A 19,275-nucleotide genomic window follows, 5' to 3' on the forward strand; every position below is an offset into this window, starting at 1 on the left:
CGTTGATCAGTCTTTCCCCGCGTGAGAAAGTCTTACGACGATTGCTTCGCGATTCTGATTGGAACCCTTGTGGTGAAAAAGACGATCAGGTAGCGCTACGAATCTCCCTTCTAGTGCATGGAAAAATCAAGCTAGAGGTTTTCCCAACTGAAGAGAAGGTAGATTACCTCCGTGAGGATGAAATAGGTTATCGAACTGTATTTTGCCCTGACCTGTCCCAAGCGGTTGAACGTGAATTAGAGAGCTGTCAGAGCAGTTCGATTTCCATTAGTCGTCGCGTATCGCTTGTGATCAAGGAATATCATCAACGAGGAGAGCTTGCCCGAAGGGTTCGAAGTGTGAATCAAGCGCTCCGGGAAATTCCTCCGGTTTGTTGCTATTGGAATGGCGAAGCTGTTCAGAATTTCAGGGAGCCTAGGTCTCTGCCGAGCCAGCAAGACTGCTCAGCTCATGTTTTAGACTTTACTGAAGAGGAGGTCCTAGGCCCGGTTACTGCACGAGTCCTGTATTTTTTCTGGGCCTGTGAGCTCTTGAAAGCTGGTGGTCCGAATTCGCTCGAGACTCTCAACGGTCAAGATCTTGGGAGTGTAATGAAGCGTCGGCTTCCGCAAGGTTTAGAAAATGAGAAGTGTCGACGGATCGAGGGCGTTACCCGTCGCAAGATTGTGTCGGAAGTGGACATTACTAACTCTGCCGAGGGAGACACGAACCCCTCGAAGCTCTGCGAGGACCGAGAGTACACGCTCGCAGGTTTTGTCGAGCTGGCCTCTGAAACTATTGAACAGATAAAGTTTCAGACGCGAAGCGACGTTGTTATGACCAGGGGATTTCGGGAGATCGGGGCGCTAAGGAAGGCTCTTGATGAAGGGACGATTGAAGAGCTTTCCGGCTTTGACATGTACTCACATTACTGTTGGGTACTAGGCGGGGATCGGCATACTGAGGACGAGCTACACGCAATTTCGTCTCGAATGCGATACAACTCGTGGCATCTTCAGCCTTGGGGAAACACTTCGCCGGCGGAAATGTGTCCAATGAGGTATCACCCAGCTACTCTGCCAGATATTTCGTCTAACCTGGACTTTCACCATACTGGACACATTCGATACTCCGTAAGGCATGCGATTCGAGCCCCCTATTCCCTGAGCCATGGAGGAGAACAGCTTCTTGGTTTCGGTGATATTAGAGCAATGCGACAATCCGGAGAGCGCTATACCGATGAGGACCTCATGAATTGTGTCACGGCTTCGCGCCGAATGGGGGAATACCTCAGTGCGCTGTTGGAAAAATCATCTGTGACTGAGTTTTCGGCTGAAAGTTGTCGTTTACCTGAATCCTTGGGCGATCGGATAGCAAATGGTTGTTGACGCACGTGTGACGCGGCTGGCTCGATATAGTTTTGTGTTTGACTATTTTCTGTCGCATCTCGGATACTTCGCTGTGATGCCGATTCTGGCGCTCTGGCTTCCCGATAAGGTTTCTCCGTTCATCGCTGGTTGTGCGATGGCTGCCTTTGGCATTTCGGTAAGAGCATCAACCTTGGTGATGGGGAGACTCCTACGGTCGCTCCCCTTTGCTGCGGCCATGCAGATTGGTCTAGTTGCCGCGTCAGTTTCTTTCTTTGTTATCGGATTGCAGCCTAATGTGGTGATACTCGTCGTTGCCTTGCTCTTGGCTGGAGCAGGAATAAACATGAATGGATCGAGTATTCGGCACTACCTTGTTGAATCCGAAGCATCTGAGACGACTAAGTTAGAGATTTTTGGATCGATCAATATTGCGGTGAACGTCTCGGCAGCGGTCGGGCCGGTCATCGGCAATGTCTTGTTCTCAGCGACGTCGAATGTGATCTTTTTTTATACCGCTGCGTGCTACTTGGCCGCAGCAGTTGTACCGGCGTTGACGTTGTCATACAAGCTAAGACCTCGGAAAGCTGATGTCCGGGGTTCCTTTGCTCGTAGGGTAATTCAGCCCCTAGGCAAGGCAACTGTGCGATGGGTTGTTCTCGGCGTGGTGGTTGGGTACATGCTTTATAGTCAGCTCTTTTCTTCCATAGCGGTAGCAGTCAGTGCGCATTACACGTCGCCGGTCATCCGAGGAGCGGTATTTGCGGTAAATGCCCTTTCGGTGGTACTGCTTCAGCCTCTGGGCACGCGATTGATTAAGAAAGCACGAGACAGCGGACTATCGAATCAGACGTTGGTGCTGGTTTCTCCTTTAGTTTTTGTAATTGCCCTGGTCGCGGTCAAAATCAATCCTTTTCTTGGGATCTTTATTTTTTCTTTCGCGGAGACTCTTTTTATTCCGCTAGTGGATGCAGCGCTTCTTTCGTTACCAATGGCTGGTTCTTTAGAAGCGGTTCAGGCGCGACAGTTAGTGGTTGCCACTGGGGAAGGAATCGGTCTCGGGCTCGGTGTCATCGTTGCTCCTCAATGGATCGCGTTGTCTGCTGCCGTGCTTATTGTCTGCTGCTTTGTTGTTCGCTTAATGAGTAAAGGACGTGACGCTAAACAATGCGACAAGGTTCCATCCTCGGCTAAGCATTGAGAGCGCGGCTTTTGACACTGAAACTGACAAACCAACAAACAGATCAATGAAAAGGCGATGAATATGAAATTGAACGACCGCTCTGCAGATGGTTCCGGCAGCTCTCCTCGAACGCTGACGCTAGTGATGTTTGGCTATAATCACGAGGCCCTTTGCGCTCTTGCTGAGGCAGACACCAAATTCTGTGTCATCGTGGTGGAGGAGCGTTCACTGTATGAAAAGAAGGGACTCGAAAAGCGATCTGCTGACCCTCGAATTCGATCTGTTCTTTCGCGGTGGGAGTGGTGCGAATACCAGAACAATTCTCCTGCAGCCGTCGAGTGTATCCGTGAGATTCTAAAGGGTACGCATGTCGATGGCATCGTGCCGGGCTTGGAGTATGCCGTGAGCGCCGCTAATGCTGCAGCTCGCGCCGTCGGCCTGCCGCATGCAGGGGAAGATGCTCCCTTGCGAGATAAAATTGCGTTCCGCCGTTGTGTGGGCGGAGTTCAATGGACTGAGGTTAAGAGCGAAAGTGACATCTTAGAGCCGCCCTGTGTGATTAAGCCGGCGAACCGTCAGGCCTCACTTGGTGTCTCAATCATTCGTTCATCTGAAGAGGTTTCGAAGGCGTGGACTCATACGTCGACCGCACGCGAACCTCGCCAGGAAGCGGGCCGACCATGGGATACTCGCTACATTTGCGAGAGCTTGATAGAGGGAGATGAGACGTCGGCCGAATGCCTCGTAGTCGATGGTGATGTGGTGTTCTTGAACATTACGAGCAAAGAGACTAGCGGTGCTGTGGAATTAGGACACGAAGTAGGACAGCACAATCCTGGGGTAGAAGAGGCCATGCGGAACTTGGTGTCGCAGTTGGGGGTGCAGACCGCTCTACTTCATGCCGAATTCAAGGGCACCACGCCCATCGAATGCGCTGGCCGCCCACCAGGCGACCGAATCATGCTTCTCATTGATCGGGCGTGGGGAGTAAATCTCTATGAGCAGTGGGCGCGTGCAATGTGCCAATATGCGGTCTCAGTGCCACAACAACCTAGTTCTTCAGCAGCGATTCGCTTCATTCATGCGCCGCGGGGTTTGGTACGGAGCATTGAAGACCCTACGGGACACTGCGTTATTACAGCTGAACCGAATACTTGGGTCTCCGAACTAGCATGCTCGTGGGACAGAGTAGGTTTCGTAGAAGCTGGTACGCACGCGGATGCAGTTCGCCGCGCATCGCAGGTTCGTTTCAAGATGGCCAACGATGTAGTCCTCTATCTCAATCACCGGAGAACTGCCGCGGAATGGACACCAGCCTTCGAAGCATCTGATGGTGCGGTGCTTCTCACTGACAAGGAAGTTCGACCTGCCGGCATCGTAGAGACAGTGCAGCTTGATACCAATGACCAAGATGCTGTCACTGCAGCAGTGGATGAGTTGTCATCCCGCTACGACATCCGTGGAGTTGTCACTTTCAGCGACCGTGATGTAGAGACGGTGTCCTTGCTTGCCGATAAACTCGGCCTTCCTGCACCATCGCAGGCCGCTGCTCTGAAGGCACGGAACAAATTTGAGATGCGAAAGGCCGTGCAAAGTATCGCACCGCAGATGGTTCCTTCGTTTTCGTTTATTGAGCCGGGGGATAATGCGCAATCGGTAATGGAGAGTGCAGGAATCACGGTCCCGTGTGTGGTCAAGCCAGTGGATGCGTCTGGGTCTCGAGGGTTTTCATTGTGCCATACGGCGGAGGAAGTCACGGCTGCGGTGTCCCGATGGGGCGGCCCGATGGTAGTGGAGGAGTTACTGACCGGAAGTGAACACAGCGCCGAGGGATATGTGTACGAAGGGGACGTTCATCTCATAGGCGTGACAGATAAAACGACTACAGCTAAGTTTCGATTGGAGATTGGACAGGTTTTTCCATCGGCCGTAGAGGGAATTCAGGATGCGGTGAAGCCGCTTCTGCAAGCGACAATCAAAGCCCTCGGAATCAATAATTGTGCCTTCCACATGGAATTCTTCTTTGACGCTAGAACATCAACAGTTAAATTGGTCGAGATTGCTGCTCGACCAGGTGGAGACTACATTGCCTCCCACTTGGTACCGCAGGTAACTGGTGTATCCTTCGCTCGCGATTTGGTACGCATTGCAACGGGGCAAAGACCTTCATTTGCGGTGCCTCGCGATGGCTATGTGGCGGCAACACTCAAGCTACATACTGAAAAAGAGGGAATACTTAAATCTATGGGTCAGCTTCCTACAGCTCCTATCGTCGTAGAATCCCAACAACACGTGCACGTCGGCGATGTGATTACGCAACCCCCTGCCGACACATTGAGTTCAATCCTTGCGGAAGTTGTAGTGGTGGCGTCGTCCCGAAGAGAGATAGAAGCTTTTGAATCGAGACTTCGGGACGTGGAGGTAGTCGTTGAATAAGCAGCGAATCGGCTTGGTTGGGGCATTTCCTCGGATGTCGCACGGTCATCATCAGCTAGGCATGCTTCGAGATGCCGCTGCTCACCAAGGCGTAGAGCTCATCGAATTAGACGGGAAGAACCTCGACGAAGCGCTCGCTCGGAAGGAATCAACTGGATACAGTGACTGTGAAGGCTACGTATGCTTCCGCGAAGACTACACATATCAGACCGCTCTTCTCGACGATTGTGGTAACGCTCCAGAATGCGTAGCTAGATTGAAGCGGAAGGATGAGGCTCGTCAATGCTTGCGCGATGCTGGCTTCGAACAACCAGCGACGGCAGAGGATCCGAGGGACATTCCAGGTCCTTGGGTCGTGAAGCCCCGCAGCGGATCAGGTAGTGCTGGAGTGAGTGTTCACACTGATCTCGAGAGTGCGAGGGAGGCGCTCCAAACGCTGTCGGACGGCTTCGTCGAAGCATTCGTCCAAGGAACTGAGTTTTCGGCGGAGGGATACTTCTACGCCTCCGAACCTGTCGTAGTCGGTATCACTGATAAGCGGCTTGAGGGTGTGGTGGAAATCGGACACCGTTACCCTAGCGTCCTTCTTGCGGATCATGAAGAAGAGATAGCCGCATCTGTCATTTCTGCCCTTAACGCATGGGGATTAAGTGCGGGGCTCTTTCATGTCGAGGGCTGGTGGGTGGACGGCCAGGGGGTGGTTTTAGGTGAAGGGCATGTGCGCCCAGGCGGCGACTTCATTCACCTACTTGTCAGTTCTGTGCACGGTGCAAACATTTTTGATCCTCTCATTGCAGATGCTTTGCGCCAGCACGGTAGAAAAAACGCTCTTAACGATGGATTTGTCTTTCCTCAACGGCGCGATGGTCACAGTAGCGCTGTCCGCTATATCCAAGTTCCCTCCGGCACCATCACAGCCGTTAGTGGGGTCGAAGAAGCGCTATCGGAGCCAGGAATCCTTGCCGGCTATTGCACAGCGGAACCTGGGTTAAGGGTGGAGACTGCGAGCTCTTCAACAGAGCGACTTGGTTGCCTCGTAGCGCATGCCTGCGGTGGAGAAGATCCGGAAGATATTCTGGATCGCGCAATGGGTAAGTTGCGGATTACCGTGAGCGATTAGGCACGCGAGCGGGAAGCAAAGGCCGCGATGCCGCGCCAGCCAAAGAGCAGCAGCGCGGACATCACGGTGGCCACGATGAGGAATGACCAGTGCGGCAGGCGGCCGTTGACCAGCATCCACAAAGCCATGCCGCCAAGGATGGCGCTGACCCACACCACGGCTCCCTGCTTCCACAGGCCGCCAAACTTCGTGGCCATGATGATAAGCCAGCCCACAATCGCTCCCGAAGTCCACGGCCAGAAGGCATCGAACCATGTGCTCACGCTCAAACCGCCATGCGCCAGGCGGGCGAGGATGGCGAAGAGGGCGAGGGCGAGGACGTCGATAAGCGGGGCAACGCGCATTTAGGATTCCTTCTGGTTCAGCGCCGCGTAAGAGAAGCCATCGCGGGCGTAGTGGGCGAAGTAGATGACCCATCCAATGATAGTGATGAGCGCAAAGGAAATAAGCCGGTAGATGATGGCCGCCGAGGTGGCGTGCACCACGGTCAATCCTGTCGCCACCAGCGGGGTGATGAGGGCGGCCTCAACCGTACCCACACCGCCCGGGGTGACCTGCGCGGAACCGGCCAACTTCGCGGCAAGGAAAGCCAAGGCCACGCCAGCAATGGTGGTGTCATCAGCACCGGCGCGCAGCCACGGGATCTCCCCGGTCACCGCCCACACCGACGCCCACAATGCGGCCATATCGGCCAAACGGTGCACCAGCGACGCCCCGGCAACAACGGCAAAGGGACCACGCGAAAGGTGGACCTCGCCCAAGTTGCGAACTTCCTGGATGACTCGATCCCGCTTAGGCCCGGGCCGCAGCTTGCGCAGCCAGCCCTCGAGGGTCGCCGGGTGCGAGGTCAGCCAAAAAATTCCGCCGAGTGCCGCGAGCATGAGGACAATCGTTGTGATCAGCGAACCCAGAGCCATATCGGCGTTGAGGAAAAATACCCCGCCGAGCCCAATGAGCGCGAGGAACATCGAGCTAATGACCGAGGATAAGAACAAAAAGTAGCTGCACAGCGCCACCGACGCGCCCCAGCGGCGCTGCACCTGGAAGGTCAGCACCGCGGAAAACGCCGGACCGGCGGGCAGGGTCGTGGACCACGCGTTGGAGGCCAGCGTGATGGCGTAGGTCTCCCGCAGCGGGACGTTGACGCCGCCGGCGCCAATGAGACGCTTCATCACCTCGGCCATGCCGGCGATGGAGAGCAGCGCAAAGACCACCACCAGCGCCACCGGGAAAGGCTCCGCGTGGCGCAGGCGGCGCAGGCCTTCGGTGATGAAGTCGAGCTGGTCGCGGAAGAACCACGCCAGCGCGGCCAGGATAACCAAGGAGATTATCCAGGTGATCCACTTCTTGTTCATCGTTGATCCGTGGAGTTCAGGCGCCGCATCAGTTCGGTGAAGGGGATGAGTTCCTCGTCCGTGTCGGCGCTGCGGTCACCTCGTACCGCAGCTTCGCTCGCGCTGCTTGGCGACGCCCCCTCCTCAGCCGGCGCCTGGCTGGCTGCAGGTGTTGGCGCCGGGCTCGCGGCGGCAGCAGGCTCCGCCCCGGTAGGCTCCGCCACGGTAGGCTCCGCCCCGGTAGGCTCCGGCACAGCAGGCTCTTGTGCAGCGGCGGGCTCGGGGGAGTCGCCGCCAAGGCGATGGGTCAGGCCAGTGAGGAAGCGCGGGGCCCACCAGTTGTCCTCACGCAGTAGGTGCATGACGGCGGGGACGAGGAGCATGCGGACGATGGTGGCGTCGATAAGCAGCGCGAAAATCATGCCGAAGGCGATGTACTTCATCATGACGATGTCGGAGAAACCGAAGGCGCCGGCGACGACAATCATGATGAGCGCGGCTGCGGTAATGATGCCGCCGGTGTGCGCGGTGCCCGCGGCGATGGCCTCGTCCGTGGAGGCACCTTTCCGGCGGGCCTCCACCATGCGGGAGACCAGGAAGACCTCGTAATCGGTGGAGAGGCCGAAGACGATGGCGATGATGAGCACCAGAATCGGGCTCATGAGTGGGCCGGCGGTGTAGTTGAGCGCCCCGGAGCCCAGGCCGTCGACGAACATGAGCGTCAAGATGCCTAGGGTGGCACCGAGGGAGAGCAGCGTCATGATGATGGCCTTGAGCGGCAGGATGAAGCTGCCGAAGACCAGCGCCATGAGGATAAAGGTGGCCAGCACCACGTAGAGGGCCATCCACGGCAGGGTGTCAAAGAGCGCGTCGAGGGATTCGACCTCCATGGCCGGGGTGCCGCCGACGTAAAGCTCCACGCCCTCGGGGGCCTCGATGTTCTCGAGCTCGTGGACGATACGCCCGTAGTCCTCGCGGTCCTGGATGCCGGCGCCGAGGACGGTGGTGCCGTCGACAGTCGCGGTCTTCGGGCCCATCGGTTCGGTGAGGCCCTGGATGGAGCGGGCTTGCATGACGACGTCCACAAGCTGCTCATTCGTGGCATTCTTCACCACGAGCTTGACCGGTTCGGTGCGGAAGGAGGGGAAGTCCTCGTTGAACTGGTCCTGGGCCACGCGCACGTCGTTATCCGGCGGCAGGTAGGTCTCGTTGATGCCGCCAAATTTCACGCCCAGTACCGGCAGCGTCAGCGCGATGAGCAGGGCGCAGATGGCGGCGGTCATGAGACCTGCGCGGCGCATGGCCCAGCGCGGCAGCTTGTACCACCACGTGTCCTCGATGCGGCGCCCGCGGCGTGAAGTCTTGCGCACGGTCCACTTGTCAATATTGTGGCCCAGCATGCCGAACAGTGACGGCAGCACCATAACGGAAAGCAGCGCGGCCAGGCCCACCGCGGAAATGGAGCCATAGGCCACGGACTTGAGGAAGGCCTGCGGGAAGAGGAAAAGCCCCGACAGGGACACGGCCACCATGGCGGCGGAAAAGACCACGGTTTGGCCCGCGGTGGCGGTGGTGATGGCCACGGCCTCCTTGGTGTCGCGGCCCTTATCCAGCTCCTCGCGGAAGCGCGAAACCATGAAGAGGCCGTAGTCGATGGCCAGGCCCAGTCCCAGCAGCGTGACGACTGCCTGGGCGAAGACGTTGACCTGCAGGAAACCGGCCAGTACGGACAGGATGCCGAGGGAACCCAGAATGGACAGCCCGCCCACGACGAGCGGCATAAACGCCGCGACGACGGAACCGAAGACCACAAGGAGCAGCAGGCCCACGAGTGGCAGGGCGGCCTTCTCCGCGCGGGAGATGTCCTGGGCCATGCCCTCATCAAGCGCGTCAGCCACGGCGGTGGCGCCTGCTACCTGCACGGGCAGGTCGCTGGCGTGGAGCGAGTCTTCGATGGCGCGGAAGTCCTTGAGGGTCTGCTCGCCGTCGCCTTTGAGCCCGATGGCGGCGAAGGCCGTGGAGTGGTCCCGCGTAACAAGGTTCGGGTTGTGCTTATCAAAGTAGCTGGTCACGGAGTCAATCTGCTCCGGATGCTCAGCTTTGAGTTGGTTTAGGAAGGCGGTGGCCTCGGCGGCGTGGGCATCGGGATCCTCGAAGAGGAGGATGACGTCGCCGGAATTGTCACGGCCGAAGGTGTCGAGCTCAATCTGTGCCGCGCTTGTCGACGCCGCCCCCGGATCCTCCCAGCCCTCCTGGCTCATCCGGTCGCTTAAGCGGGTGCCGAAGCCGAAGAAGAGCACCAGGATAAGGCCGACGAGAACTAAGGGAATGGCTTTGCGGTGCGTGTAGGAGAAGCGCCCCCAGGAATAAAACACTGTGGCTCCTAACTGTGCTCGGGCCCGCGCTGCAGCAGCGCGGACAGCGGGCGGAAGGGCTGCAGCCAGGCACCGCCTGGGGGCAGGTTGTCCAGGTTGACGCGCGGCAGCGGCTCGCGGAAGACACCCTCGATGTCTTCGAGGTCAACAAACTCGATCTCCGGGTGGGTTACGGCCCACGAGGCGTGCTCGTGGAAGCCCAGCACGCAGGTGGGCAGGCCGGATTCCGCGAGCTGTTCCAGCAGGTGCTGGAAATTCTGGCCGTCGGCAGACGCCACGATGACACCGGAGAGGTTCTCGCGGTTGGCCTTGATGTGCTCCACCATGTCCGGATCGACGTCATCGTCCTCGGAGAGCTTGGGCTTGGCAAAGACGGCGAAGCCGACGTTGCGGATGGCCTCCACCCACGGGCGGATGGCGTCAGCGCCGCCGGGGCTGACGTTGGTGAAGACCGCGGCTTCCGGGGTGGCGTCATTGTCTCGGGCTAGCTCGGCGAGCCAGCGGCCAATCGCATCAAAGCGCGGACGGTGTGCGGAGGTGGGGCGCCCGCCCAGGATGGCGCCAAGCCCCATGTCCATGTTGGGGGCATCCCATACCAGGAGATAGGTTCCGGCCATTACTTCTTCTCCCACAGGTACTCGGTGATGACGTGTTCCTTGTCTAGACCCTTGCCCTCAAACTTGGTGATGACCTGGCGGTCGGTGAGGATGGGGCACTCCGCCCAGGGCCAGCCCTTGTAATCCAGGGAGGGCTCGACCTCGACGAGCTCATCAATCCACTCGGCATAGCCAGCGTGGTCGGTGGCCACGTGGAGCACGCCGCCGGGTTTGAGGCGGGAAGCAAAGAGATTCAGCGTTCCGGACTGGATGATGCGGCGCTTGTGATGGCGGGCCTTCGGCCACGGATCCGGGAAGAAGATGCGGATGCCGTCAAGGGACTCCGGGGCAATCATGCGCATGAGCACCTCGATGCCATCGCCGCGCACCATACGGATGTTCTCAATGTCATTGCGCACGATGGAGCCCAACAGCTTGGCCAGGCCCGGCTTGTAAAGCTCCACCGCGATGATGTTGGTGTCCTTCTCCAGTGGCGCCATGGCCGCGGTGGAGGTACCGGTACCGGAGCCAATCTCCACGATGGTCTTCGCGCCGTCGTGGCCGAACCAGGAGGGGATGTCGAGGGGGACGTCGGAAAGCATCTGCCCAAGCTTGGGCCAGTGTTCCTCAAAGAGGGCATTCTGGTTGTCCGTCAGGGTGCCGCGGCGGAAGGTGACGTTGCCTAGGCGTGGGTAGTCCAGATCGTTGTCGAACTCGGTGTTGAAGTCCGTCTGGAAGCCGCGGCCGTGGGGCATCTCGGCGGCGGGATTCGGGGAAGAGTCTGCGCTATTCATCGGCTTATATCTTTCCCTTAAGCAGGTGTTTGAGGCAACGTGCCGCGCCGTGCAGAAAAGTCCGATGATGCCCGATCGGACGCGCCGGGGGTAAAAGTACGCCCGTACGGGATGTGCTCGTGTGGGAATTTTTACCCCCATGAAGGGGGATTTCCCGCAGTGTTATGCCCTATTCCACAGTCCTTTATCCTCGGCTAAAGCGGTCTGAGCTGGGTGGATATAACCAGCGTGGCCTTTGTTACACATCCTGGTAGCACCTGTGTCCGTACTCTGGTTGGTGAGACGTCGATGGAGGAGCGTTCTCCACCGGCGCCAAGAAGTGCCCCGGCCTACCGAACACAGGAGAATGTGAAATGACCGCAACTATTCCAGGCCTTGTAGGTGAACTGCCCACGAAGAATGAGAAGCTCATCTCGTGGATCAGTGAGAACGTTGAGCTCTTCCAGCCGGATGAGGTCGTGTTCGTTGATGGCTCGCAGGAGGAGGCTGACCGCCTCGCTGCCGAGCTCGTAGAGAAGGGCACCCTCATCAAGCTTAACGAGGAGAAGCGCCCGAACTCCTACCTCGCGCGCTCCAACCCGTCGGACGTCGCCCGCGTGGAGTCCCGCACCTTCATCTGTACCGAAACCGCTGAGGACGCAGGCCCCACCAACAACTGGGCCCCGCCGGCAGCGATGAAGGAAGAGATGACGGAGGCCTTCCGCGGCTCCATGAAGGGCCGCACCATGTTCGTCGTCCCGTTCTGCATGGGCCCCATTAGCGACCCGGACCCCAAGCTGGGCGTGCAGCTCACCGATTCGCCCTACGTCGTGCTCTCCATGCGCATCATGACCCGCATGGGCCAGCAGGCGCTGGACAAGATTGGTGAGAACGGCGAGTTCGTTCACGCCCTGCACTCCGTGGGCGCTCCGCTGGAGCCGGGCCAGGAGGACGTCGCTTGGCCGTGCAATGACAAGAAGTACATCACCCAGTTCCCGAAGACCAAGGAAATCTGGTCCTACGGCTCCGGCTACGGTGGAAACGCCATCCTGGCCAAGAAGTGCTTCGCGCTGCGTATCGCTTCCGTCATGGCGAAGGAAGAGGGCTGGATGGCTGAGCACATGCTCATCCTGAAGCTCACCAACCCGGAGGGCAAGAAGTACCACATCGCAGCCGCCTTCCCGTCTGCCTGTGGTAAGACCAACCTCGCCATGATCACCCCGACCATCCCGGGCTGGAAGGCTGAGGTTGTCGGTGACGACATTGCCTGGATGCACCTGCGTGAGGACGGTCTCTACGCCGTCAACCCGGAGAACGGCTTCTTCGGTGTGGCACCTGGCACCAACTATGAGTCCAACCCCATTGCTATGAAGTCCATGGAACCGGGCAACACTCTGTTCACCAACGTCGCGCTGACCGACGACGGCGATGTCTGGTGGGAGGACATGGGCGAGGCCCCAGAGCACCTCATCGACTGGCACGGTAATGACTGGACTCCGTCTTCCACCACCAAGGCTGCCCACCCGAACTCCCGCTACTGCGTGCCGATTACCCAGTGCCCGTCCGCTGCTCCGGAGTTTGATGACTGGAAGGGCGTCAAGATTGACGCCATCCTCTTCGGCGGCCGCCGCGCGGACACCGTTCCGCTGGTGACCCAGGCTTTCGACTGGAACCACGGCACCATGATCGGCTCCCTGCTCTCCTCCGGTCAGACCGCGGCTGCTGAGGGTAAGGTCGGCGCTCTCCGCCACGACCCGATGGCCATGCTGCCGTTCATGGGGTACAACGCCGGTGACTACCTGCAGCACTGGATCGACATGGGCAAGGGAGGCGGCGACCGCATGCCGGAGATCTTCCTGGTCAACTGGTTCCGCCGCGGTGAGGACCGCCGCTTCCTGTGGCCGGGCTTCGGCGAGAACTCTCGCGTTCTCAAGTGGATCATTGACCGCATCGAGGGCAATGTCGAGGCCGTGGAGACCGTCGTGGGCCACACCGCCCGCCCGGAGGACATCGACCTCACCGGACTGGACTTCGACATCGAAGACGTCCGCGAGGCCTTGGCTGTGAACCCGGCCGACTGGGCTGGCGACATGGAAGACAACAAGGAGTATCTGCACTTCCTGGGCTCCCGTGTTCCGTCTGAGGTCTGGGATCAGTTCAAGGCCCTCAAGGAGCGCGTTGAGGCTGCCAGCTAATTAGCCTCCCTGCGCTATAGGCTCCCCGCTGAATCTGCGGGGAGCCTTCGCCGTTTTCACGGCTCGGCCCGCAGGACGAGGACCAGGTTGGAGGTCAGGAACTCGCGCACTACTGGCACTTTGGTCACCCACCAGGCCCACCACGGGTGGTAGCGCGGAAAAGCTGCAACAAGCTTGGCGCCGCGTGCACTCACGCGGCGCGCCCAGTCCAGGCCCTCGCGGGCGGAGAGCGCAAACAGTGAGGTGCCGAAGACGTTCTTCGGTGGGTGGCCGTGGCGGCGGGTGTAGCAGTCACGGGCAAACTCACCGCCCACGTAGTGCTCCCAGAGGCCGGTCTCATGCCCGCCGAAGGGCCCCAGCCACACCGTGTAGCTGAGGATTACCAGCCCGCCGGGCTTGGTCACGCGCAGCATCTCCTCACCCATGTCCCACGGGTGTGGGATGTGCTCGGCCACGTTGGAGGAATACGTGATGTCGAAGGTGTTATCCGCGAAGGGCAAGCGGGTGCCATCGCCGCGCACGGCATGGGCTACCTCAATACCCGCGGCTGCCATCTCGCCCGCGTCCGGCTCCAGCCCCACGTAACTGGCCCCGCGCTGGGCAAAAGCTGAAGCGAAATAGCCGGGCCCGCCGCCGACGTCGAGCACGCGCGCACCGTGAAGGGAGAGGGAGTGGTCGTGGCAGAGGGCGTCGACAAGCGCGGCGGTGTCCTCAGCCAGACCGCCATAAAATACCGCGGGCGCAGTCTGTTCGAAGCGGAAGGAGCGCAGCAACCGCCACGAGCGGCGCAGGGTGGCCATGGCACGGGTGCGTTTCATAACCCACTAGGCTAGTTCCTCGACATGAAAATCCTTCTACTCTGTTGGCGCGATTCCACCCACCCGCAAGGCGGCGGATCCGAGCGCTACCTTGAGCGCGTGGGCGAATACCTCGCTGCCCAGGGCCACGAGGTGGTCTTTCGCACCGCCCGCCACATGAATGCGGCCAAACGCGAGCGCCGCAACGGCGTGCTCTATTCGCGCGCCGGCGCCAAGTTCAGCGTGTACCCGCGCGCGCTGCTGGCGCTGCTGTTCGGCACGCGCGATATGCGTGGCATTGACGTGGTGGTGGACACTCACAACGGCATTCCGTTCTTCGCACGCCTGGCCACCCGCGTGCCTGTTGTCATCCTCACGCATCATTGCCACCGCGAGCAGTGGCCGGTGGCCGGGCCTATCTTGGCGCGGCTGGGCTGGTTCCTGGAATCCCGCGTGGTGCCGGTGCTCTACCGTGGCAACACGTGGGTGACGGTGTCGGAGGCCTCGAAGCGCGACCTTGAGAAGTTGGGAATTCACGGCGCGCACATCATTGAAAATGGCGTCGATCCTCTGCCGGAGCACGTGCCTACCCTAGAGCGCGAGGCTGACATCCACCTGGTGACCTTGTCACGCCTGGTGCCGCACAAACAGATTGAGCACGCCATGGACACCGTGGCCAGGATTCCGGGCGCGCTTCTCGACGTCATCGGTTCCGGCTGGTGGGAATCCCACCTGCGCGAGTACGCCCGGACCCGCGGCGTGGAAGACCGCGTGCGCTTTCGCGGACAGGTCACCGAGGACTACAAACATGCACTGCTCGCCCGCGCTGATGTCCACCTCATGCCCTCCCGCAAAGAAGGCTGGGGTCTGGCAGTGATGGAGGCGGCCCAACATGGGGTTGCCACAGTGGGGTATGCCTTCGGCCTGCAAGACAGCGTCATTGATGGGAAGACCGGGGTGCTGGTGCAGCGCGAGGCGGAGTTCGCGCCAGCGGTGCGCGACCTTGTGGAAGATTCGGCGCGCCGAGCCCAGTTGGGTGCTGCCGCGCGGGAGTTGGCGGCTAGGTTTTCGTGGGCGGCAACCGGCGCTCGGTTCGAAGCGCTGCTAGAAGAGGAAGTGCGCACCACGCAGCGCTAAGCCCCCACGGTACGGGTGAAGGTTTCGCTTCTGTGGTGGCCACGATGCGGCCGCCCTCAACCACTACGCCCACGCCAAGCTCCTCCAGCCGGTCAAGGTCGCGCTCCGCCCACGCTTCGGCGGCGGCCAGGTAGCGGGGCGAAGGGTGGTCTACCACGGTGCCGTCGACGGTGAGCGCGCCGGAATCCAGCTTGTTAGTTGCCTTGGAGTAGGGGTCGAGGGCGATGCCGCCGGGGACCTCGACCATGGCGGGGCGGTCGGCGAAGAAAGTAAGTCGACCGTCGAGCTCCTCCACGAGTTGGTGATCGATGCCAGTCTCGTGGGGCCGCAACACGGCGAGCTCCCGCGGGGCGTCCGGTGCCTGGAGCAGGCACGCACACAGGGCCAGCGCGGCGGACAGGTGGCGCAGCGCCCCGATGCCCGCCACCGCCAGCGGAAGGGCGAGCAGGGTGAGCTTGGAGGAATCACGAAGAAGGCCCGCGCCGGGGATATGTTCCACGGCGAAGGCGGTGACCCCAGGTGCAATCCCGCCGAGGATGGCCAGGCCCATGCCCACCGACGCAAGCACCGCGAGTGGGCGCAATTCACCGCGATCAAGGCTGGAAGCACCCAGGACTGCCAGCACGGCGACCACCAATCCGACCAGCGCGAAGCCCGCCTCGCGGGAAGCCGGCACCGCCGCGGCGTTCCAGATGCCACCAAAGCCGAGCAGCGAGCCGACCGTCCCCGCGTAAGCCTCCGCGCGTGGAGCAAAGGCCGCGGCCTGGGACGCCGGATCGCCCGCGGCGCGGGAGCTGCCACTGAGGAGGCTGGGGACCGCCCACGGCAGCCACAGGAGAACTGACCCGCCGGCGAAGAGCCACCGCCGCCGCCCTTCGCGCTCACAGAGAACCGCACTCAGCGCCCCGAAGACTCCGCCGGTGGGCGTCAAGGACGAGGCCCACAGCGCCAGCCATGCCGTACGCGGATGACCGCGCAGGCACCCCCACGCGATCACCGGAGCCAACCACGCCGCCACCACCAGCGACCACTGGCCCTGCAGGAGCCGCTCAATGACGAAAGGATTGGCCACCGCACAGGCCATCGCGGCGCCAGCCGCCCAGGGGCTGGGGTGGGCGCGGCCCAGGGACCAACGGCACGCTGACCACGCAGCAGCACTGGCTGCACCAAGAACGAAGACCCGCGCCATCCACGCCCCACCGACAAGGGCCAGCACGCCATCCTGCGGGGCATTGCGCGCGGGCAGGTCACCGGAACCGAAGGCGGAGGCGGTCAACGCCGGCCGGTCAAGCAGCACCATATCGCGCCACACAAACTCACCGGGCAGCAGAAAAGGCCAGCACACCGCGAGAACGAGCACCACACCCCAGACCCGAAGGGCCCAGTGCACTGCGCTGCTGGCGGACACGCCCCGCGCCACCTTAAGCGCTCTGGGCACGGCGGCGCATAAACATCGCGGCCGCAATCGCCAACAACACCACGCCACTGGTCTTGCCCAGCCAGCCGACAATACTTAACACTTTGACCGTCTCGATGACGCGGCGCACCGCATCAAGGCGCTCGGTGCGGGTGGAGTCGGGCCAGGTGAGGGGGACGTCGAGAAGCGCACGCTCCTTTGTGTCATCGGCCTCAACCATGGCCTGGGCCTGGTGGGAATCCGTGGCCCAGAAGATGCGCGGATGCTCCTCCTCATTGACAATGGTTCCGGTGGTCGGCTCCACCCACACGGTGCGGCTCACGGCGTAAAAAGGCTCGAGGATGACATGGGACGTTGGCTTGAGGTTATAGCGCTCGAGCGACGACGGGGAATAGAAATCGCTGGCAGGGCCGGCTTGGTGGGCATCGAAGGAAAAGACCTCAAGAAGTGAGACCGGGGCGACATCTTGGTAAAAGACGTAGGTGGGGATGCCGTCGAGCTTCTCATCACGCACAAAATCGATGGGGGCGGCGGCCTGGGCCAGCGGGTCGAAGATAGGATAGGAACGCTGCTCTGCGCCGGCGGGGAAGAAATAGCTCATGCCATCGCGCTCAATGCGGTCCTCTACCTGGACGTCGAAGGCGGGAAGCTCGATGTGCTGCGTCGTGTTCGGGCCGGCTACCGGGTAGGTGGATTCGCGGTTGAGCAGGGAATCCTCGGTGATGTGCGCGATGGTCTCGCCATCCGCGACGAGATCCGTGGTGGACTGCGCGCGGGTCACCGAATCCTTCTCTGCCGGGGAGGTGGTGGTGTGGCGGGTGAACTCGACTCCGTCCTGCTCCACGCGGACCTCGAGGTTGAGGTTCGTGGCCAGGGGGCGTGCCTGATTGTTGTAGAGCGGCGGCAGAACAGATCCGAGAATGAGGAAGACCGCAGCGGCAATGGTCACCTGCGCTAGGCGGGAGCGAAGGAACACGTCAGCTCCGATCGGTCGAAGAGAATCACTGCAGAAATAGTATCGTAGTGGGTCATGCGCTTTCTCCCCGAGCTCGAAGGCGTGCGTGCGCTGGCGGCCCTGGCGGTCGTGGTCACGCACGTGTCCTTCCAGACGGCCACCGGCTGGGCCTGGGCCGAGCGCTTGGACTACGGGGTGGCGGTTTTCTTCGTGCTCAGCGGTTTTTTGCTGTGGCGCCGGCGGCATGCGCACACGGTGGGGCAGTATTTTCTTTCCCGTGTGGCGCGTTTGGCGCCGTTGTATGTGGTGTGCGTGGTGGCGGTACTCGCCTTGCTTCCCGACGCCTCCCCCCTCTCCCTCCCTCAACTCCTCACCAATCTGACCGGGATGCAGCTGTATATCGCCGATGGGCTGGTTCCGGGGCTCACGCAGTTGTGGTCATTGAGCGTGGAGTTCGCTTTTTACGCGGTGTTGCCGTTTGTGGCGTGGCTGCTGGGTAGGTTTTCAGCGCGTGGGCGGGTGGTGCTCATTGCCGCTGCCGGCGTGCTGAGCCTCGGGTGGGGCTTCCTGCCCTTTGTGGCCTCGTATGAATCAGGCCAGGTCAACACGCAGATTTGGCCGCCGGCGTACTTCTCGTGGTTCGCGGTGGGCATGTTGGCTGCGGAGGCGGAAGCGGCCGGGGTGCGCCTGCGTGCAGGGCGCATCGTACGTCCTGCCTGCTGGGCGGTGGCTTTGGGCTGCGTGTGGCTGGCGAGCCGCGAATGGTTTGGCCCGCAGGGCCTAGTTCACCCGGCCCCGGATGAGTTCGCGCGCCGCATCGCGGTGGGGGCTGTGTGCGGGGCCTGCATCGTGGTGCCGGTGGCGCTCGCGCCGCGTGAGAGCTGGCTGTCTTCCGAGTGGATGCGGGCGCTGGGCCGCTGGTCTTACGGGGTTTTCCTGTGGCACGTGGCGGTGCTGGCCATCGCCTTCCCGCTCTTAGGCGTTTCGGCTTTTTCTGGTTCTGCCTGGGACTTCGCGGTGGTGCTGGTCTTTACGGTGGTCGTGAGCTGCGCGCTGTCTGCCGCGACTTATGTGCTCGTCGAGGTCCCCGGCCGCGACCTCATCCGTTCCCTCGCCCGCGGCCGCATCACCGTCCCGCGCTCGTTGCCGCGCCGCGCCGCTGATTCCGCGAGCTCTGCTGGTTCTGAAACCTCCGTCAGCGCCGCGGACTCTACTGATGCCGTCGGTTCGGTGGAGTCGTAGATGGTACTTCACGCATGCCTTCCCAGAAGGTTCTGGCCAAACGGTTTTCTTGCCCCCAAACAAACCTTGTGTGCCTCTACGCATGGTTCCTTTGCACCCAAAGAAACCTTCTGACTAGTGCCTTGTGAGGGAACCGGCACCAAAAAACGCCAGGGGGTCGTGCAAATCCGAGAAGTGCAAATGGAGCTATCTCAACGAATCGCGGGATGTGCGTCGCCGAGAAAGGAGCCAGGACGTATCTCTCTACTCTGCACGGAGTTCGTATAAGGCCCAATGGTGCTCTGGGCGGCGTCTGCTGGAAAAGGAATTTTCGGGTACCTGCATGAAAACGATGCTTTAGCTCGGTCGGAGATTTGGTGTCATCGACGG

General features: G+C 60.8%; 15 protein-coding genes. 7 read left to right on the forward strand and 8 right to left on the reverse strand.

Going from position 1 to position 19,275, the window contains the following annotated elements; translation table 11 throughout:
• The 4 genes from HMPREF3149_RS13760 to HMPREF3149_RS07980 form a co-directional block, all read left to right on the forward strand.
• Window positions 1–1,367, forward strand: a 1,367-nt coding sequence (locus HMPREF3149_RS13760; protein WP_210385435.1) for a hypothetical protein, incomplete at its 5' end; no start/stop codon positions are given.
• Window positions 1,357–2,547, forward strand: a complete 1,191-nt coding sequence (locus tag HMPREF3149_RS07970; RefSeq protein ID WP_083280814.1) for an MFS transporter — start codon at window positions 1,357–1,359, stop codon at window positions 2,545–2,547. The genes HMPREF3149_RS13760 and HMPREF3149_RS07970, both read left to right, overlap by 11 nt.
• Before the next feature lie 63 nt (window positions 2,548–2,610).
• On the forward strand, window positions 2,611–4,965 hold the full coding sequence (locus tag HMPREF3149_RS13060) for an ATP-grasp domain-containing protein (protein ID WP_168162193.1): 2,355 nt from the start codon (window positions 2,611–2,613) through the stop codon (window positions 4,963–4,965).
• A complete protein-coding gene (locus HMPREF3149_RS07980) occupies window positions 4,958–6,085 on the forward strand; it encodes an ATP-grasp domain-containing protein (RefSeq protein WP_141741479.1) in 1,128 nt (375 codons plus the stop codon). Before HMPREF3149_RS13060 ends, HMPREF3149_RS07980 begins: the two co-directional genes overlap by 8 nt.
• Here the strand turns inward: HMPREF3149_RS07980 and HMPREF3149_RS07985 are convergent.
• The 5 genes from HMPREF3149_RS07985 to trmB are packed head-to-tail and all read right to left on the reverse strand — an operon-like array spanning window position 6,082 to window position 11,184.
• Window positions 6,082–6,429: a DUF3054 domain-containing protein gene (locus HMPREF3149_RS07985; protein ID WP_070537394.1), complete on the reverse strand. Its 348-nt coding sequence runs from the start codon at window positions 6,427–6,429 to the stop codon at window positions 6,082–6,084. The two genes, HMPREF3149_RS07980 and HMPREF3149_RS07985, sit on opposite strands and share 4 nt — an antisense overlap.
• Window positions 6,430–7,440 (reverse strand): lysylphosphatidylglycerol synthase transmembrane domain-containing protein, encoded by a 1,011-nt coding sequence (locus HMPREF3149_RS07990; RefSeq protein WP_070537395.1) that lies wholly within the window; start codon window positions 7,438–7,440, stop codon window positions 6,430–6,432.
• Window positions 7,437–9,794: an MMPL family transporter gene (locus tag HMPREF3149_RS07995; RefSeq protein WP_070537396.1), complete on the reverse strand. Its 2,358-nt coding sequence runs from the start codon at window positions 9,792–9,794 to the stop codon at window positions 7,437–7,439. Before HMPREF3149_RS07995 ends, HMPREF3149_RS07990 begins: the two co-directional genes overlap by 4 nt.
• An 8-nt stretch (window positions 9,795–9,802) precedes the next feature.
• Window positions 9,803–10,411 carry an NYN domain-containing protein gene (locus HMPREF3149_RS08000; RefSeq protein ID WP_042532613.1) on the reverse strand — a complete coding sequence of 203 codons (609 nt, stop codon included), beginning with the start codon at window positions 10,409–10,411 and terminating at the stop codon, window positions 9,803–9,805.
• A complete protein-coding gene (gene trmB / locus HMPREF3149_RS08005; protein ID WP_070537397.1) occupies window positions 10,411–11,184 on the reverse strand; it encodes a tRNA (guanosine(46)-N7)-methyltransferase TrmB in 774 nt (257 codons plus the stop codon). Before trmB ends, HMPREF3149_RS08000 begins: the two co-directional genes overlap by 1 nt.
• A gap of 353 nt (window positions 11,185–11,537) precedes the next feature.
• On the opposite strand from trmB, the gene HMPREF3149_RS08010 reads away from it, so the two are divergent.
• Entirely contained in the window at window positions 11,538–13,358 is a 1,821-nt protein-coding gene (locus tag HMPREF3149_RS08010) for a phosphoenolpyruvate carboxykinase (GTP) (RefSeq protein WP_070537398.1), read from the forward strand.
• Between the two features lie 56 nt (window positions 13,359–13,414).
• Here the strand turns inward: HMPREF3149_RS08010 and HMPREF3149_RS08015 are convergent, their stop codons facing one another.
• Complete coding sequence (locus tag HMPREF3149_RS08015) at window positions 13,415–14,176, reverse strand: class I SAM-dependent methyltransferase (RefSeq protein ID WP_070537399.1); 762 nt, start codon at window positions 14,174–14,176, stop codon at window positions 13,415–13,417.
• A 24-nt stretch (window positions 14,177–14,200) separates the two neighbouring features.
• On the opposite strand from HMPREF3149_RS08015, the gene HMPREF3149_RS08020 reads away from it, so the two are divergent.
• On the forward strand, window positions 14,201–15,292 hold the full coding sequence (locus HMPREF3149_RS08020; RefSeq protein WP_070537400.1) for a glycosyltransferase family 4 protein: 1,092 nt from the start codon (window positions 14,201–14,203) through the stop codon (window positions 15,290–15,292).
• Here HMPREF3149_RS08020 and HMPREF3149_RS08025 read toward each other — a convergent pair.
• Window positions 15,216–16,700 (reverse strand): MmpA family trehalose lipid delivery protein, encoded by a 1,485-nt coding sequence (locus HMPREF3149_RS08025; protein ID WP_070537401.1) that lies wholly within the window; start codon window positions 16,698–16,700, stop codon window positions 15,216–15,218. The two genes, HMPREF3149_RS08020 and HMPREF3149_RS08025, sit on opposite strands and share 77 nt — an antisense overlap.
• Window positions 16,701–16,713: 13 nt before the next feature.
• Window positions 16,714–17,685 carry a PorA family protein gene (locus tag HMPREF3149_RS08030; RefSeq protein ID WP_070537402.1) on the reverse strand — a complete coding sequence of 324 codons (972 nt, stop codon included), beginning with the start codon at window positions 17,683–17,685 and terminating at the stop codon, window positions 16,714–16,716.
• 54 nt (window positions 17,686–17,739) lie between these two features.
• Between HMPREF3149_RS08030 and HMPREF3149_RS08035 the strand changes: the two genes are divergently transcribed.
• Window positions 17,740–18,906, forward strand: a complete 1,167-nt coding sequence (locus HMPREF3149_RS08035) for an acyltransferase family protein (protein ID WP_070537403.1) — start codon at window positions 17,740–17,742, stop codon at window positions 18,904–18,906.
• Window positions 18,907–19,275: the final 369 nt, after the last annotated feature.

Origin of the sequence: Corynebacterium sp. HMSC05E07, assembly GCF_001807225.1 — a bacterium.
GTDB classification, from domain to species: domain Bacteria; phylum Actinomycetota; class Actinomycetes; order Mycobacteriales; family Mycobacteriaceae; genus Corynebacterium; species Corynebacterium singulare.

What these genes read in the sequence shown, in the direction of transcription:
- HMPREF3149_RS07990 (WP_070537395.1), bottom strand. Translation starts at nt 7,440, where the DNA reads ATGAACAAGAAGTGGATCACCTGGATAATCTCCTTGGTTATCCTGGCC.
- HMPREF3149_RS07985 (WP_070537394.1), bottom strand. Translation starts at nt 6,429, where the DNA reads ATGCGCGTTGCCCCGCTTATCGACGTCCTCGCCCTCGCCCTCTTCGCC.
- HMPREF3149_RS08015 (WP_070537399.1), bottom strand. Translation starts at nt 14,176, where the DNA reads ATGAAACGCACCCGTGCCATGGCCACCCTGCGCCGCTCGTGGCGGTTG.
- HMPREF3149_RS08020 (WP_070537400.1), top strand. Translation starts at nt 14,201, where the DNA reads ATGAAAATCCTTCTACTCTGTTGGCGCGATTCCACCCACCCGCAAGGC.
- HMPREF3149_RS13060 (WP_168162193.1), top strand. Translation starts at nt 2,611, where the DNA reads ATGAAATTGAACGACCGCTCTGCAGATGGTTCCGGCAGCTCTCCTCGA.
- HMPREF3149_RS07970 (WP_083280814.1), top strand. Translation starts at nt 1,357, where the DNA reads ATGGTTGTTGACGCACGTGTGACGCGGCTGGCTCGATATAGTTTTGTG.
- HMPREF3149_RS08010 (WP_070537398.1), top strand. Translation starts at nt 11,538, where the DNA reads ATGACCGCAACTATTCCAGGCCTTGTAGGTGAACTGCCCACGAAGAAT.
- HMPREF3149_RS08000 (WP_042532613.1), bottom strand. Translation starts at nt 10,411, where the DNA reads ATGGCCGGAACCTATCTCCTGGTATGGGATGCCCCCAACATGGACATG.
- trmB (WP_070537397.1), bottom strand. Translation starts at nt 11,184, where the DNA reads ATGAATAGCGCAGACTCTTCCCCGAATCCCGCCGCCGAGATGCCCCAC.
- HMPREF3149_RS08035 (WP_070537403.1), top strand. Translation starts at nt 17,740, where the DNA reads ATGCGCTTTCTCCCCGAGCTCGAAGGCGTGCGTGCGCTGGCGGCCCTG.